Origin of the sequence: Bradyrhizobium sp. STM 3562, from assembly GCF_045571435.1 — a bacterium.
Taxonomy (GTDB): domain Bacteria; phylum Pseudomonadota; class Alphaproteobacteria; order Rhizobiales; family Xanthobacteraceae; genus Bradyrhizobium.
Genome location: NZ_CP120694.1, coordinates 168,149 through 180,742, shown reverse-complemented (window position 1 = coordinate 180,742; position 12,594 = coordinate 168,149). Strand labels below are relative to the sequence as shown.

Below are 12,594 nucleotides of genomic sequence, written 5' to 3'. Positions count from 1 at the left end.
TCTTTGAAGCGCGCCCACGTGGCGCAGCCCGATGCGAACAGGGTTGATGAAGGGTTAAGGACGACTTCAGAACGCGGCGGCAAGGCGCGGACGTTCCCCGTGCGCGCCGACGATCAGCGCGGCGGCCTCGCGAAGGGTGAAGTGTCTGGATCTGACGAAGATGCGATAGTCGGCCGGGCCGTCATGTGAAAGGTAGATCACGGGAGCGGAGGTCGAGGGCTGCGCGGACAGCGCGACAAATTGCGTCGCCGCGGTTGCTTTGCAGGTGTTCTCCTGCCCGTCATCGACATCGTCGATTACGGCGAAGTCGGCGTTGGCCGCGCTGTCGGTCACTGCGACCCGCACGGTTGCAAGCGAGGGATCGTCGGTGAAGCTGACATGGAGGTCGGCGTGCCAGGGCGCGGATCCGATCTCGAGCGTCGTCGCGCCGACGGCAATGCAGGGACGCGGACGCTCGAATGCTTGCACACCGGCCAGTATTGCACCCGCGATCAAAGGAACCACTGCGACCAGGACCGTGAAACGCAACTTGAAACGCAACATCGGGGCACTCACTCGACCAAGGCCGCAAAGGGCGCGCGGCTTATGGTTGGCGGAGCGTAAAGAAAACTCGTTACCGGCTGGTTGATGCGCGACGTGGCCCGTAAACGTCGCTCACGCGGCGTGCCTGACGTCCTCGGCCAATGCCCGATAGGACAGCGCTTCGGCGAGATGCAGTCGGCCGATCTTATCCGCGCCGTCGAGATCGGCGAGCGTTCGCGCAACCCGGAGCACGCGATGATAGCCGCGCGCCGACAGGCGCATGGTTTCGGCGGCATCGCGCAGCAGCTTCTGTCCTTGCGCGTCCGCCTGCGCGACCTCTTCCAGCAGCGAGGCCGGCGCCTCCGCATTGGTGCGGATCTGCGGCAGACCGGCCGACGCATAGCGGGCGCGCTGGATGTCGCGCGCGGCGGAAACGCGGGCGGCGACTTCGGCCGAGCCTTCCGCCGGCGGCGGCAGAATCAGGTCGGCCGCGGTCACCGCCGGCACCTCGATGCGCAGGTCGATGCGGTCCATCAACGGCCCCGAAATGCGCATCTGATAATCGGCAGTGCAGCGGTCGATCTGCGCGCGCTTGCAGGAATAGCCGGGCTCGAAGGCGCGGCCGCAGCGGCACGGGTTCATCGCGGCAACGAGCATGAAACGCGCAGGATAGGTCACGCGGTGATTGGCGCGCGAGACCGAGACCTCGCCGTTCTCCAGCGGCTGGCGCAGCGAATCCAAGACGCGCGGGTCGAACTCCGGCAGCTCATCCAGGAACAGCACGCCCTGATGGGCGAGCGAGATCTCGCCGGGCCTTGCGCGCACGCCACCGCCGGTCAGCGCCGCCATGCTGGCGGAATGATGGGGGCTGCGGAACGGCCGCCGCGAGGTCAGCGCCCCGCCCTGGATTTCGCCGGCGACGGAGGCGATCATCGATACTTCCAACAGTTCAGAGGGCGTCAGCGGCGGCAGGATCGAGGGAAGCCGCGCCGCCAGCATCGATTTGCCGGCGCCGGGCGCGCCGATCATCAGCAGATGGTGGCCTCCGGCCGCCGCGATCTCGAGCGCACGCTTGGCGCTTTCTTGGCCCTTGATGTCCCGGAGGTCGAGCGAGGAGACCGTCTCTTCATGGATTTTGGGCTGCGGCCGCGACAGGACCTGGGTGCCCTTGAAGTGGTTGGCGATCTGAATCAGGGAATTGGCGGCGATGATCTGGATGTCCGGACTGGCCCAGGCCGCCTCCGCGCCGCAAGCCGAGGGGCAAATCAGCCCTTCCTCGCGTGCGTTCGCACCGATGGCAGCCGGCAGCACGCCCGCGACCGCGGCGATCGAGCCGTCTAGCCCGAGCTCGCCGAGCACGGTGAAGCCGTTCAAGGCATCCGGCGGGATCGCCCCGATCGCCGCCATCAGCCCGAGCGCGATCGGCAGGTCGTAATGGCTGCCTTCCTTCGGGAGATCGGCGGGCGCGAGATTGACGGTGATTCGCCGCGCCGGCAGCGCGAGGCCCGAAGCGATCAGGGCCGAGCGCACCCGCTCGCGCGCCTCCGAGACCGCCTTGTCGGGCAGACCAACGATCGTGAAAGCCGGAAGGCCAGGCGCGACCTGCACCTGCACGTCGACCGCCCGGGCCTCGATGCCTTCAAAGGCAACCGTTGAAACGCGTTGGACCATGCCGCCCCCGCCCCGCCGCCACTTTCTTCGCGATTCAAGGTAGCGGAAAACCGCTCACCTGGCAAGAACATTACGGGAACACTGAAGCCGTGCGGGCCAGGGAAGAAGCCGCGCCTCTGCGCAAGCGAGGCGAGCGGACGGGAGGCGGCCAGTGCCGCCCCCGTCGCGGCCTGTTCAAAGCAGCATCTGCATCGGTTGCGGGATGTAGTGGAAGCCTTCGCCGCTTTTCACGACATGGCCGAGGCCCGGCCATGGGTAATGATAGGACATGACCATGATCTTGTTGGCCGCCAGCATGTCCAGCATCCTCACCCGGCTTTCCGCCGCCTGCTTCGGGTCCGTGTCATAGGAAAACTCCATGCGCGGCCTTTCCATCAGCAGGATCTGGTGGTGCGTGAGATCGCCGAGGAACGCGAACGACTTGTCGCCTGACGAGATCATGAAGATGTGGTGGCCGACAGTGTGTCCCGGCGCGGCGAGTGCCTGGATGCCCGGCAGGAATTCCTGGCCGTCCCTATAGAACACCAGGCGGTCGCGCACGGGCAGCAGGTTCTTGCGCGCATGCACGATGAACTCCTTGAGCGGCCCGCTCATCCGGCCTTCGTCGGTCCAGTAATCGTAATCGCTTTGCGCGATGTAGTACTGGGCGTTCGGGAACAGCACCTTGCCGCTCCCATCGACCACACCGCCGATGTGATCGATATGGGCGTGGGTGAACACGACGGCGTCGATGTCCTCCGGCTTGAGGCCGGCCTCCGCCATGCTCTTCTGCTGCCGCCCCGTGGTCGGACCAAAGGTTTTGGCCGTTCCCATCCCGGTGTCGAACAGCACGAGCTTGTCGCCCGTGTTCACGATCGGCGAGTTCTGCTCGAGCACGATGTTGTCGGGGCTGAGCAAGTTGTCCGTCAGCATCTTCTTGATTTCGTCGTCGGACGCGCCGGTGAAGGTGCCTTTGGGATTGCCGAGCGGTAGTGGCCCATCCGACACCACCGTCACCTCCGCATCGCCGAGCATGAAGCGATGGAAACAGGGCGACTGGGTGCCAAGCTTGGGCTCGCGCGCCAATGCATTGCCGGAGAACAGGGTCGTTGCGCTAAGACCCGCGGTGAGTGCGAGCAAGGATCGCCGTGAAACAGGATATGTCATGCGTCTTCCTCCACATTTTATGACGTTCTTGAGCGATGACGTCGTGTCCGGACGGACCTACCCGTCCAGATTGTGGAGGCTGAAACCGCTTTGGGGCCTTTGGAGGGCGTCTCGAAAGCGGCGCGATCAGGCTTTTGTGTTTGCGCGCTTGGCCTCGATGACGTCCCAGATCTTGGCGGCGATGTCCGGGCCGCCGAGCTTCGCCACGGCACGAATGCCGGTTGGCGAGGTGACGTTGATCTCGGTGAGATAGCCGTCGATCACGTCGATGCCCACGAACAGAAGACCGCGTTCGCGCAGCGCCGGTCCTATAGTGGTGCAGATTTCGCGTTCACGGTCAGTGAGATCGGTGGCCGTCGCCGCGCCACCGCGCACCATGTTGGAGCGCAGATCGTCCGTGGCCGGCACGCGGTTGACAGCGCCGGCGAATTCTCCATCCACCAGGATGATGCGCTTGTCGCCTTTCTTCACCTCAGGCAGGAAACGCTGGATCACCCAGGGCTCCCTGAACGTCACGGAGAACATGTCGTAGAGCGAGCCGAAATTCATGTCCTGCGGCATGATGCGGAACACCGCGGCGCCGCCAAAGCCATGCAACGGTTTCATGACGACCGGGCCATGGGTGTCGCGGAACGCATTGATCTCGTCGAGATCGCGCGAGATCAACGTCGGCGGCATTAATTGCGGGAAATCCATCACGAACAGTTTTTCCGGCGCGTTCCGCACGGCCACGGGATCGTTGACCACCAGTGTCCGGGGCTGCAGCCGCTCGAGGAAATGCGTCGACGTGATGTAGGCGAGGTCGAAGGGCGGGTCCTGCCTGAGCAGGACGACGTCGAATGCGTTGAGCGGCTCGCGCCGGGGCTCGCCGAGAGTGAAGTGATTGCCGGGCTCATCGCGCACGGCCAGGACCTGGACCGGGGCGACCAGCTCATCGCCCAAGAGCGAGAGCTTGTCGGGGGTGTAATACGAGAGCGCATGGCCGCGCTTTTGCGCCTCCAGCAGCAACGCAAAGGTCGAATCGCCGCGGATATTGATGCGCGCGATAGGATCCATCTGGACGGCGACGTTCAATTTCATTGGCGGGGTCCGTGAGCTCGAGAGGAGGATGTCTTTTTAGGGGCTGGCGTCGAATGCTGCTAGCACATGGCGCGGCAAATGCCGCGGCGCAATCAGCATGGCATCAAAGCGCAGCTCCAATTCCGCATGCTCGGGATGCGCCATCAGCCAGGCTTGCGCGGCATCGATGATACGGGCCTGCTGGCGCGGCGTCACCGCGAACGCCGCGTCGTCGAGCGTGGCGCGAGCCTTGACCTCGACAAAGGCGAGCAGATTGCGTCGCTTTGCGACGATGTCGATCTCGCCGTGGGGCGTGCGAAAGCGCTTGGCGAGGATGCGATAGCCCTTGGCCATCAGATAGGCCGCGGCACGGCTTTCCGCCGACAGTCCGGTGCGAAACGCCGCTACGCGCGCGGGCGAGGCCGCTCTGGCGGCTATGTCCGCCGCTGGTGGGCCGTCACGTTTGGCCATGGCCCGTCTTCACGGCTTTGGCGAGCTCGAGCGCGCGGGCATAGATCTCGCGGCGCGGCCGGCCCGATGCTTCCACCGCCTGCGCCACCGCATCTTTCAAGCTGGAATGGGCGAGCGCGTCGCGGAGGAGATCGTCCATCGATTCGGCGCTCATGGCCTGCGCAGCCGCGTCCGGCGGCCCGATCACCAGCACGAACTCGCCGCGCGTCTCGAGCTGGTCCGCTCCCGCTGCCACCTCCGTGAGCGGCGCGCGCGTCACCTCTTCATGCAACTTGGTCAGTTCGCGGCAGATCGCCGCTTCGCGTGCACCCATGGTCCCGGCGAGATCGGCAATCGTCTCCTGCACGCGATGACCTGATTCGAACACCACAAGCGTGGCGTCGATGCGCGCGAGTTCCGTCAGCCGCGCGCGGCGCGCGGCCTGCTTCGGCGGCAAAAAGCCGGCGAAGAAAAACCGGTCGGTGGGCAACGTCGCCAGCGAGAGCGCCGTCAGGATCGAGGAGGGCCCCGGTATCGCCGTAACGGCATAGCCGGCCGCGCAGACCTCCCGGACCAGCTTGAAACCCGGATCGGAGATCAGGGGCGTGCCGGCATCCGAAACCAGCGCGACCGCTTCGCCCTCGCGAAGTCGTTCCAGGAGTTTCGGCCGGGCGCTTGCCGCGTTGTGCTCATGATAGGGCGTGAGCTCGGCCGAAATAGAGTAACGTTCGAGCAGCCTGTGGGTGATGCGGGTATCCTCGCAGGCGATCAGGTCCACGCCGGCCAGGGTTTCCAGGGCGCGCAGGGTGATGTCGCCGAGATTGCCGATCGGGGTTGCTACGAGATAAAGACCAGCGGGCGGCTTCGGCGCCGACAAAACATGGCCAGCGATGGAAAACTCGCGATGTTCCCCGCCAGCTTGCGTATTTATCGGAGCCGTTTTTGCGCGCATAAGGCCGAGCTTAAAGGGGAGATGGTCCTGGCGCCACACTCGTGAGTGCTGCCCATGCACGATGTAAAGCGGTGATAAGAGGCTGCCAACGGCAAGTTGCGGCGGCTCGGCAGTGCCATAATCTTTTTGTTTTGGTAAACCATTCGCTGACAATATGCCTTACTCCGTCCTCCTGATCCTTTTGGAAGGAGGTCTGGCCGCCCCTCGGGGCCGGCCAAGCTAAGAGATCTAATGGTGGACCCGCTTAATCCCTGGCCTTTGTTTTCGGGTCCGCACGTCCCGCGGGTCACCCGGCGGGCGGCGCTAGGCCTCGTTCTCGGCGCTCCCGTGCTCAGCGCCTGCACCGGCGCGCAGCAAAGCCTGAATCAGTTCTCCAATTCCTTCGGTTCCCAGCCCCAAGCTGCCCCTAGCGGGCCGCCCCAGCAGCCGATGACGGCCGGTAACGGTCAGGTCAAGGTCGGCCTGATTCTGCCGCTCTCAGCGGCAGGCAATGCCGGGGTGGCGGCGCAATCGATGAAGAACGCCGCCGAAATGGCGCTCGCCGAGTTCCAGAATCCCAACATCCAGCTTCTGATCAAGGATGATGCCGGAACCGGGCAAGGGGCCGCCCAAGGCGCGCAACAGGCGCTGGACGAGGGCGCCGAGATCGTTCTGGGGCCGCTCTTTGCGGCATCGGTTCCCGCGACGGCACAGGTCACGCGCGCGCGCAACATCCCGGTGATCGCGTTCTCCACGGACTCCAGCATCGCCGGCCGCGGCGTTTATCTCCTGAGTTTTCTGCCGGAGTCAGACGTCAATCGCATCGTCGAATATGCCTCCTCGATCGGAAAGCGCTCCTTTGCCGCGCTTCTGCCGGATAACGCCTACGGCAACGTGGTCGAGGCCGCGTTCAAGCAGGCAGTCGGTAAACGCGGGGCCCGCGTGGCCGTGTTCGAAAGATATGGCGCCGACCGCGCAACGCCCGCACGCACGGTGGTGCAAGCGCTCGGCCAAGCCGACGCGCTCTTGCTTGCGGATGACGGTGACTCGGTGGTCGCGACGGCCGATGCGCTGAGCGCGGCGGGCGCGAATTTGCGCAACATTCAGTTGCTCGGCACCGGGTTGTGGGACAATCCGCGCGTTTACGCCAGCGCGTCGCTGCAAGGAGGCCTGTTCGCGGCGCCCGATCCGTCCGGTTTCCGCGCCTTCTCGGGGCGGTACCGCACCCGATTCGGCTCCGAGCCGGTGCGGACCGCGACGCTAGCCTATGATTCGGTGGCACTCGTCGCGGCGCTGGCCAGGACGCAAGGCGGGCCGCGCTTCTCGTCGGAGGTGTTGACCAATCCCTCCGGCTTTGCCGGCATTGACGGGCTATTCCGCTTCCGCTCCGACGGTACCAACGAACGCGGCCTGGCCGTGATGCGGGTGGGCTCCGGCAGCAGCGTGCCGGTCGCGGGATCGCCGAAGAGCTTTGGCGCGTAGAAAGAGCTTACGCCGCGAGATCCGCCACCACCGCGTCAAGCACCGGAAAGCCGGCCTGCGTCACGCGCAGCCGCCCATCGGTTCCAACCGCGATCGCGCCCTCTTCGCGCAGCAGCGCGATGCGACGTGGATCGAGCGGCCGGCCGGCGAGCGCGGCGTAGCGCTTGGGATCGATGCCTTCCGCAAGCCGCAGTCCCATCAGCAGGAACTCGTCGGCGCGTTCTTCGCTGTTCAAGCAATCGTCGATCACGACGCCATGGCCGTTTGCTTCGACGCGCATCAGCCAGGCCTCGGGTCGCTTTTCCGTCGCGGTCGCGTGTCTCGTGCCGTTGATATCGAGCCTGCCATGCGCGCCGGGACCGATGCCGGCATATTCCTGGCCACGCCAGTAAACCAGGTTGTGGCGGCATTCCGCGCCTTTGCGCGCGTGATTGGAGATTTCATAGGCCGGCAGGTCGTGCCGCGCGCAGACCTCTTGCGTCACATCATAAAGCGCGCGTGCCGTCGCTTCGCCCGGCGTTTTCAGCTTGCCGGCGGCGTGCAGGCCAAAGAAGGGCGTGCCCTCCTCGATCGTCAGTTGATAGAGAGACAGATGTTCCGCGGCCTCCGCGATCGCAAGCTGCAATTCCTCGGCCCACATTGCGGGCGTCTGTTCGGGACGCGCATAGATCAGGTCGAAGGAGTAACGCTCGAACGACTTGCGTGCGATGGCGACGGCATCCAGCGCCTCCCGCGCACTGTGCAGGCGTCCAAGCGCCTTCAATGAGGCGTCGTCGAGGGCCTGCACACCGAGCGAGACACGATTGACGCCGGCACTTCGATAACCGGCAAAGCGCGTCGCTTCCACGCTGGTGGGATTGGCTTCTAGCGTCACCTCGACGTCGCGCGCGAGGCGCCAGGATTTGCCGATCGCGTCCAGGATTGCGCCCACCGTCTGCGGCTGCATCAGCGAGGGCGTGCCGCCGCCGAGAAAGATCGAGGTGACGGTGCGGCCGGGAATGCGTTCAGACGTGGTTTCCAATTCGCGCGCAAAGGCGCGCGCAAAGCGCGCTTCATCGATCGCCGCGTGCCGCACATGGCTGTTGAAGTCGCAATAGGGACATTTGGAAAGGCAGAACGGCCAATGCACATACACGCCGAAGGCGGTCGGCGTCTGCGTGCCCTGCCCTACCCTAGCGCGCATCAAGGCAGATCTCCGCAAGCTTGACGAAGGCACGGGCGCGGTGCGACAGGCCCAGTCCCAACGGCGGCAGCCCGTGCTTTTCGACGCTGGTCATCTCGCCGAAGGTGCGATCGAAACCATCGGGCATGAACATCGGATCATAGCCGAAGCCGGCCGTGCCGCGCGGCGGCCAGACCAAGGTGCCGTCGGCGCGCGCCTCGACTTCCTCAATATGGCCGTCGGGCCAGGCAACGCAAAGCGCGGAAACGAAATGCGCCCGCCGCGTGTCGGGCGTCGTGGCGCCGCGCTCCTGCAACAGCCGTTCGATCTGCGCCATCGCCGTGTTGAAATCCTTATTCGGCCCGGCCCAGCGCGCCGAGAAGATGCCGGGCGCGCCGCCGAGCGCATCCACCGCAAGTCCGGAGTCGTCGGCGAAAGCGGGCAATTGCGCTGCTTTTGCCGCGGCGACTGCCTTGATCCGGGCGTTGGCCGAGAAAGTATCGCCGGTCTCGTCCGGCTCGGACAGCCCAAGCTCGCCCGCTGACACCGCCTCGACCCCATGTGGCGCCAACAGCTCGCGCATCTCGGCGAGCTTGCCGGGATTGTGGGTCGCGATGACGAGCTTGCCTGTGATCTGCCGATGCATGAGTTCTTTAAGCCACCGCCATCTTCTGCAGATCGACCAGCCGCGCCACGCCTTTGCGCGCGAGCGCCATCAGCGCCAGAAACTCGCTTTCCGAAAACGGCGTCTTTTCCGCGGTGCCCTGCACCTCGATGATGCGGCCGTCCCCGGTCATGACGAAATTGGCGTCGGTCTCGGCTTCGGAGTCTTCGGCGTAGTCGAGATCGAGCACCGGCGTGCCGTTATAGATGCCGCAGGAAATGGCCGCGACATTGTCGCGCAGCACGCCTGATTTCACCATGTTGCGCGCCTTCATCCAGTTGATGCAATCGGCGAGGGCAACCCAGGCGCCGGTGATCGAGGCGGTGCGGGTGCCGCCGTCGGCCTGCAGCACGTCGCAATCGATCGTGATCTGGCGTTCGCCCAAGGCTTCCAGATCCACCGTGGCACGCAGCGAGCGGCCGATCAGGCGCTGGATCTCGACGGTGCGGCCGTTCTGTTTCCCGGCGGATGCCTCGCGGCGGGTCCGCTCCAACGTCGCCCGCGGCAGCATGCCATATTCGGCGGTGACCCAGCCACGGCCCTGGCCCTTCAGCCAGGGCGGCAGACGGTCTTCCAGGGTTGCCGTCACCAGCACGTGGGTGTCGCCGAATTTCACGAGGCATGAACCCTCGGCATATTTGACGACGCCGCGTTCCAGGGTCACGGCGCGTAGTTCGTCCGGGGCACGGCGGCTCGGCCGCATGGGAATCCTCCAAAATCCGGCAAAGAATGTGACTCGCGGGAGCTTGTAGGAGGGGGACGGCAGGGCGGCAAGCCCTTAACTCGCCCGATCTCCCGCTTGTCAGAGGGGCCACGGACGAACAAATTATGAGCATGATCCGGAAACCGGACAGATCCCGCTCATGCGGAGACCGGAGCGCGGCCCTGCTCCAGGCCGCTTGATGGAGTGACGATTGGCCCAACACGATCCCATCCACCTGATGATGCCGCCTGCGGGGCTCGCGCAGCTCAACGAGCGGTCGCGGGAGATTTTTCGTCAAATTGTCGAAAGCTATCTCGCGACCGGGGAACCCGTCGGCTCGCGCAATGTCTCGCGGCTCATCGCCGTGCCGCTGTCGCCGGCCTCGGTGCGCAACGTCATGGCGGACTTGGAACAGCTCGGCCTGATCTACGCGCCGCATACCTCGGCCGGGCGCCTGCCGACGGAGCTCGGCTTGCGGTTCTTCGTCGACGCCCTGATGCAGATCGGCGATCTCACCCAGGATGAGCGGCAATCGATCCAGAGCCAGCTCGTGGCGGTCGGGCGCGCACAATCCGTGGAGGCCGCGCTTGGCGAGGCCCTGACGCGGCTGTCAGGGCTGACGCGGGCGGCTGCCGTGGTGTTGACGCCGAAATCCAATGCGCGGCTGAAACACATCGAGTTCGTGCGGCTCGAGCCGGAACGCGCATTGGTCATCCTGGTCGGTGAGGATGGCCAGGTCGAGAACCGCGTGCTGACGCTGCCGCCGGGCGTGCCCTCTTCGGCGCTGACCGAAGCCTCCAACTTTCTCAATGCGCGGATCCGCGGCCGCACGCTCGCCGAAGCGCGGCTCGAGCTCGAGACCGCGCTGGCGCACGCCCGCGCCGAGCTCGATCAGCTCACGCAAAAAGTGATTGCCGCGGGCCTTGCGAGCTGGTCCGGCGGCGAGAGCGAAGATCGCCAGTTGATCGTGCGCGGGCATGCCAACCTGCTCGACGATCTGCATGCGCTGGAAGACCTCGAGCGGGTCCGCCTCCTGTTCGACGATCTCGAGACCAAGCGCGGCGTGATCGATCTGCTCGGGCGCGCGGAGAGCGCCGAGGGCGTGCGCATCTTTATCGGATCGGAGAACAAATTGTTCTCGCTGTCGGGCTCCTCCACCATCGTCGCGCCCTATCGCGACGCTGCGGGCCATATCGTAGGCGTGCTCGGCGTGATCGGGCCGACCCGGCTCAACTACGCGCGCGTGATTCCGACCGTGGACTATGCGGCGCGGATCGTCAGCCGCATCCTGGGCGGCTGACGCGAGGGAATCACGAGCGCTTGATTTTCGTCCCCCAAAGCACGATATCCCGCGCGGACCCCAAAGCCCTCAAGTCAACCGAGCGATTTCTCGAAAAGGCCGTCTATGTCCGATTCCGAGTTTAAGAACGATCCGGCAAACCCGGCGCAGCCCAACGAGCCGGTGGTCTCGAAGCCCTACGTCATGCCCGACGATCCTGAACCGGCCTCGGCCGAGGCCCTGGCGAAAGAGGCTGCGGACGCGCGCGACAAGATGTTGCGCACGCTGGCCGAAATGGAGAACCTGCGCAAGCGGACGGCCCGGGAAGTGGCTGATGCGCGGATGTACGGCATCACGGGTTTCGCACGCGATGTTCTCGATATCGCCGACAATCTGCAGCGCGCGCTTGACGCGGTCCCGGCCGAAGCACGCGCCAATGCCGACCCCGGGCTCAAGGCGTTGATCGAAGGCGTGGAGCTGACCGAACGGTCGCTGCACAACACGCTGGAAAAATACGGCGTGAAGCGGCTGGATCCGTCAGGCAGCAAGTTCGATCCGAACTTCCACCAGGCCATGTACGAGGTTCCCGATCCCTCGGTTCCCGCAGGTACTGTGGTGCAGGTGGTGCAGTCCGGCTACACGATCGGCGAGCGCGTGCTGCGGCCGGCGCTGGTCGGCGTGTCCAAGGGCGGTGCCAAGCAGCCGGCGGCAACGGCCGCCAACGGCAACGAGCCGAGCAGCGCGGCCTGATCGGCGGTTCAAGTCATTATTGGGGCGTGACGACTGTCTCACGCTGAAGCGAACGCTCATCTGTCACCGTCACCCCGAAAGGAGCCTGCGGAGCAAGCGTCTCGAAGGGCGATGGCCGGCTCTCGCAGCAGCGGGGCCATCATCCTTCGAGGCTCGCCCTGCTTCGCACGGCGAGCCTCTTGGGATGACGGTGATGGATGGGTGCTCGCTTCGATCTGCCCAGCCTAGCTCCTAGAGCGGTTCACAGCTTAATTGAATCGGGAGGGATTCCGGTTTTGGGGCGAATGTGATTCAAGATGCTGGCTGGGACTGGAGGCCAGCATCCGATGGTTCGACCAATTTCCAATGACCTGCGTAAGCGTGTTGTTGCGGCGGTTGCGAAGGGTGAGAGCTGTCGTTCGGTCGCAGCGAGGTTTGGCGTTGCGGTGTCGTCCGTGGTGAAGTGGTCGCAGCGTCATCGCCAGACCGGCTCGGTAGCGCCTGGCAAGATAGGCGGCCACCGTAAGCCGGTGCTCGGCAGCCACAAGTCGGCGGCCCTGCGCCGCCTGATCAAAGCCGCCGGCGCAAGGCTCTGGTATCTGCCGCCATACTCGCCGGACCTCAATCCGATCGAACAGGCCTTCGCCAAGATCAAGCACTGGATGCGCACCGCCCAAAAGCGCACGATCGACGAGATTTGCCGCCATATCGGCAGCCTCGTCACAACCATCCAGCCCAACGAATGCAGCAACTATTTCGAAAACGCCGGATACGATTCCATCAAAACGTGAAACGC

General features: G+C 65.1%; 13 protein-coding genes. 4 read left to right on the top strand and 9 right to left on the bottom strand.

Annotation, left to right across the window (positions count from 1 at the left end):
• Nucleotides 1–66: 66 nt before the first annotated feature.
• The 6 genes from P6U23_RS00840 to rsmI all read right to left on the bottom strand — a co-directional run bounded on the left by P6U23_RS00840 (nt 67) and on the right by rsmI (nt 5,800).
• A complete protein-coding gene (locus P6U23_RS00840; protein ID WP_407177756.1) occupies nt 67–543 on the bottom strand; it encodes a hypothetical protein in 477 nt (158 codons plus the stop codon).
• Between the two features lie 111 nt (nt 544–654).
• On the bottom strand, nt 655–2,193 hold the full coding sequence (locus P6U23_RS00835; protein ID WP_407177755.1) for a YifB family Mg chelatase-like AAA ATPase: 1,539 nt from the start codon (nt 2,191–2,193) through the stop codon (nt 655–657).
• A 174-nt stretch (nt 2,194–2,367) separates the two neighbouring features.
• The gene (locus tag P6U23_RS00830; RefSeq protein ID WP_407177754.1) at nt 2,368–3,339 is read right to left on the bottom strand and encodes an MBL fold metallo-hydrolase; all 972 of its coding nucleotides are present in this window, start codon (nt 3,337–3,339) and stop codon (nt 2,368–2,370) included.
• A 126-nt stretch (nt 3,340–3,465) separates the two neighbouring features.
• Nucleotides 3,466–4,419: a glutathione synthase gene (gene gshB, locus P6U23_RS00825; protein ID WP_407177753.1), complete on the bottom strand. Its 954-nt coding sequence runs from the start codon at nt 4,417–4,419 to the stop codon at nt 3,466–3,468.
• Between the two features lie 36 nt (nt 4,420–4,455).
• Nucleotides 4,456–4,869: a YraN family protein gene (locus P6U23_RS00820; protein WP_407177752.1), complete on the bottom strand. Its 414-nt coding sequence runs from the start codon at nt 4,867–4,869 to the stop codon at nt 4,456–4,458.
• Nucleotides 4,856–5,800, bottom strand: a complete 945-nt coding sequence (rsmI, locus tag P6U23_RS00815) for a 16S rRNA (cytidine(1402)-2'-O)-methyltransferase (protein WP_407177751.1) — start codon at nt 5,798–5,800, stop codon at nt 4,856–4,858. The genes P6U23_RS00820 and rsmI overlap by 14 nt, the downstream gene beginning before the upstream one ends.
• Before the next feature lie 231 nt (nt 5,801–6,031).
• On the opposite strand from rsmI, the gene P6U23_RS00810 reads away from it, so the two are divergent.
• Nucleotides 6,032–7,261 (top strand): penicillin-binding protein activator, encoded by a 1,230-nt coding sequence (locus P6U23_RS00810; protein WP_407177750.1) that lies wholly within the window; start codon nt 6,032–6,034, stop codon nt 7,259–7,261.
• 7 nt (nt 7,262–7,268) lie between these two features.
• On the opposite strand, the gene hemW is transcribed toward P6U23_RS00810, so the two are convergent.
• From hemW to rph, 3 genes are read right to left on the bottom strand one after another with little or no spacing between them, the layout of a single operon-like run.
• Nucleotides 7,269–8,444 carry a radical SAM family heme chaperone HemW gene (gene hemW / locus P6U23_RS00805; protein WP_407177749.1) on the bottom strand — a complete coding sequence of 392 codons (1,176 nt, stop codon included), beginning with the start codon at nt 8,442–8,444 and terminating at the stop codon, nt 7,269–7,271.
• Complete coding sequence (gene rdgB, locus P6U23_RS00800; RefSeq protein WP_407177748.1) at nt 8,434–9,069, bottom strand: RdgB/HAM1 family non-canonical purine NTP pyrophosphatase; 636 nt, start codon at nt 9,067–9,069, stop codon at nt 8,434–8,436. Before rdgB ends, hemW begins: the two co-directional genes overlap by 11 nt.
• Before the next feature lie 7 nt (nt 9,070–9,076).
• A complete protein-coding gene (rph, locus tag P6U23_RS00795) occupies nt 9,077–9,790 on the bottom strand; it encodes a ribonuclease PH (RefSeq protein WP_407177747.1) in 714 nt (237 codons plus the stop codon).
• A gap of 211 nt (nt 9,791–10,001) precedes the next feature.
• On the opposite strand from rph, the gene hrcA reads away from it, so the two are divergent.
• The 3 genes from hrcA to P6U23_RS00780 all read left to right on the top strand — a co-directional run bounded on the left by hrcA (nt 10,002) and on the right by P6U23_RS00780 (nt 12,589).
• Nucleotides 10,002–11,090, top strand: a complete 1,089-nt coding sequence (gene hrcA, locus P6U23_RS00790) for a heat-inducible transcriptional repressor HrcA (protein ID WP_407177746.1) — start codon at nt 10,002–10,004, stop codon at nt 11,088–11,090.
• A 105-nt stretch (nt 11,091–11,195) separates the two neighbouring features.
• Complete coding sequence (gene grpE, locus P6U23_RS00785) at nt 11,196–11,819, top strand: nucleotide exchange factor GrpE (RefSeq protein WP_407177745.1); 624 nt, start codon at nt 11,196–11,198, stop codon at nt 11,817–11,819.
• Between the two features lie 326 nt (nt 11,820–12,145).
• Nucleotides 12,146–12,589, top strand: a complete 444-nt coding sequence (locus P6U23_RS00780) for a transposase (protein WP_407177744.1) — start codon at nt 12,146–12,148, stop codon at nt 12,587–12,589.
• The last annotated feature ends 5 nt before the right edge of the window (nt 12,590–12,594 follow it).

Coding starts and splice junctions, on each gene's coding strand:
- P6U23_RS00840 (WP_407177756.1), bottom strand. CDS start 543: ATGTTGCGTTTCAAGTTGCGTTTCACGGTCCTGGTCGCAGTGGTTCCT.
- P6U23_RS00835 (WP_407177755.1), bottom strand. CDS start 2,193: ATGGTCCAACGCGTTTCAACGGTTGCCTTTGAAGGCATCGAGGCCCGG.
- P6U23_RS00830 (WP_407177754.1), bottom strand. CDS start 3,339: ATGACATATCCTGTTTCACGGCGATCCTTGCTCGCACTCACCGCGGGT.
- gshB (WP_407177753.1), bottom strand. CDS start 4,419: ATGAAATTGAACGTCGCCGTCCAGATGGATCCTATCGCGCGCATCAAT.
- P6U23_RS00820 (WP_407177752.1), bottom strand. CDS start 4,869: ATGGCCAAACGTGACGGCCCACCAGCGGCGGACATAGCCGCCAGAGCG.
- rsmI (WP_407177751.1), bottom strand. CDS start 5,800: ATGCGCGCAAAAACGGCTCCGATAAATACGCAAGCTGGCGGGGAACAT.
- P6U23_RS00810 (WP_407177750.1), top strand. CDS start 6,032: ATGGTGGACCCGCTTAATCCCTGGCCTTTGTTTTCGGGTCCGCACGTC.
- hemW (WP_407177749.1), bottom strand. CDS start 8,444: ATGCGCGCTAGGGTAGGGCAGGGCACGCAGACGCCGACCGCCTTCGGC.
- rdgB (WP_407177748.1), bottom strand. CDS start 9,069: ATGCATCGGCAGATCACAGGCAAGCTCGTCATCGCGACCCACAATCCC.
- rph (WP_407177747.1), bottom strand. CDS start 9,790: ATGCGGCCGAGCCGCCGTGCCCCGGACGAACTACGCGCCGTGACCCTG.
- grpE (WP_407177745.1), top strand. CDS start 11,196: ATGTCCGATTCCGAGTTTAAGAACGATCCGGCAAACCCGGCGCAGCCC.
- P6U23_RS00780 (WP_407177744.1), top strand. CDS start 12,146: ATGGTTCGACCAATTTCCAATGACCTGCGTAAGCGTGTTGTTGCGGCG.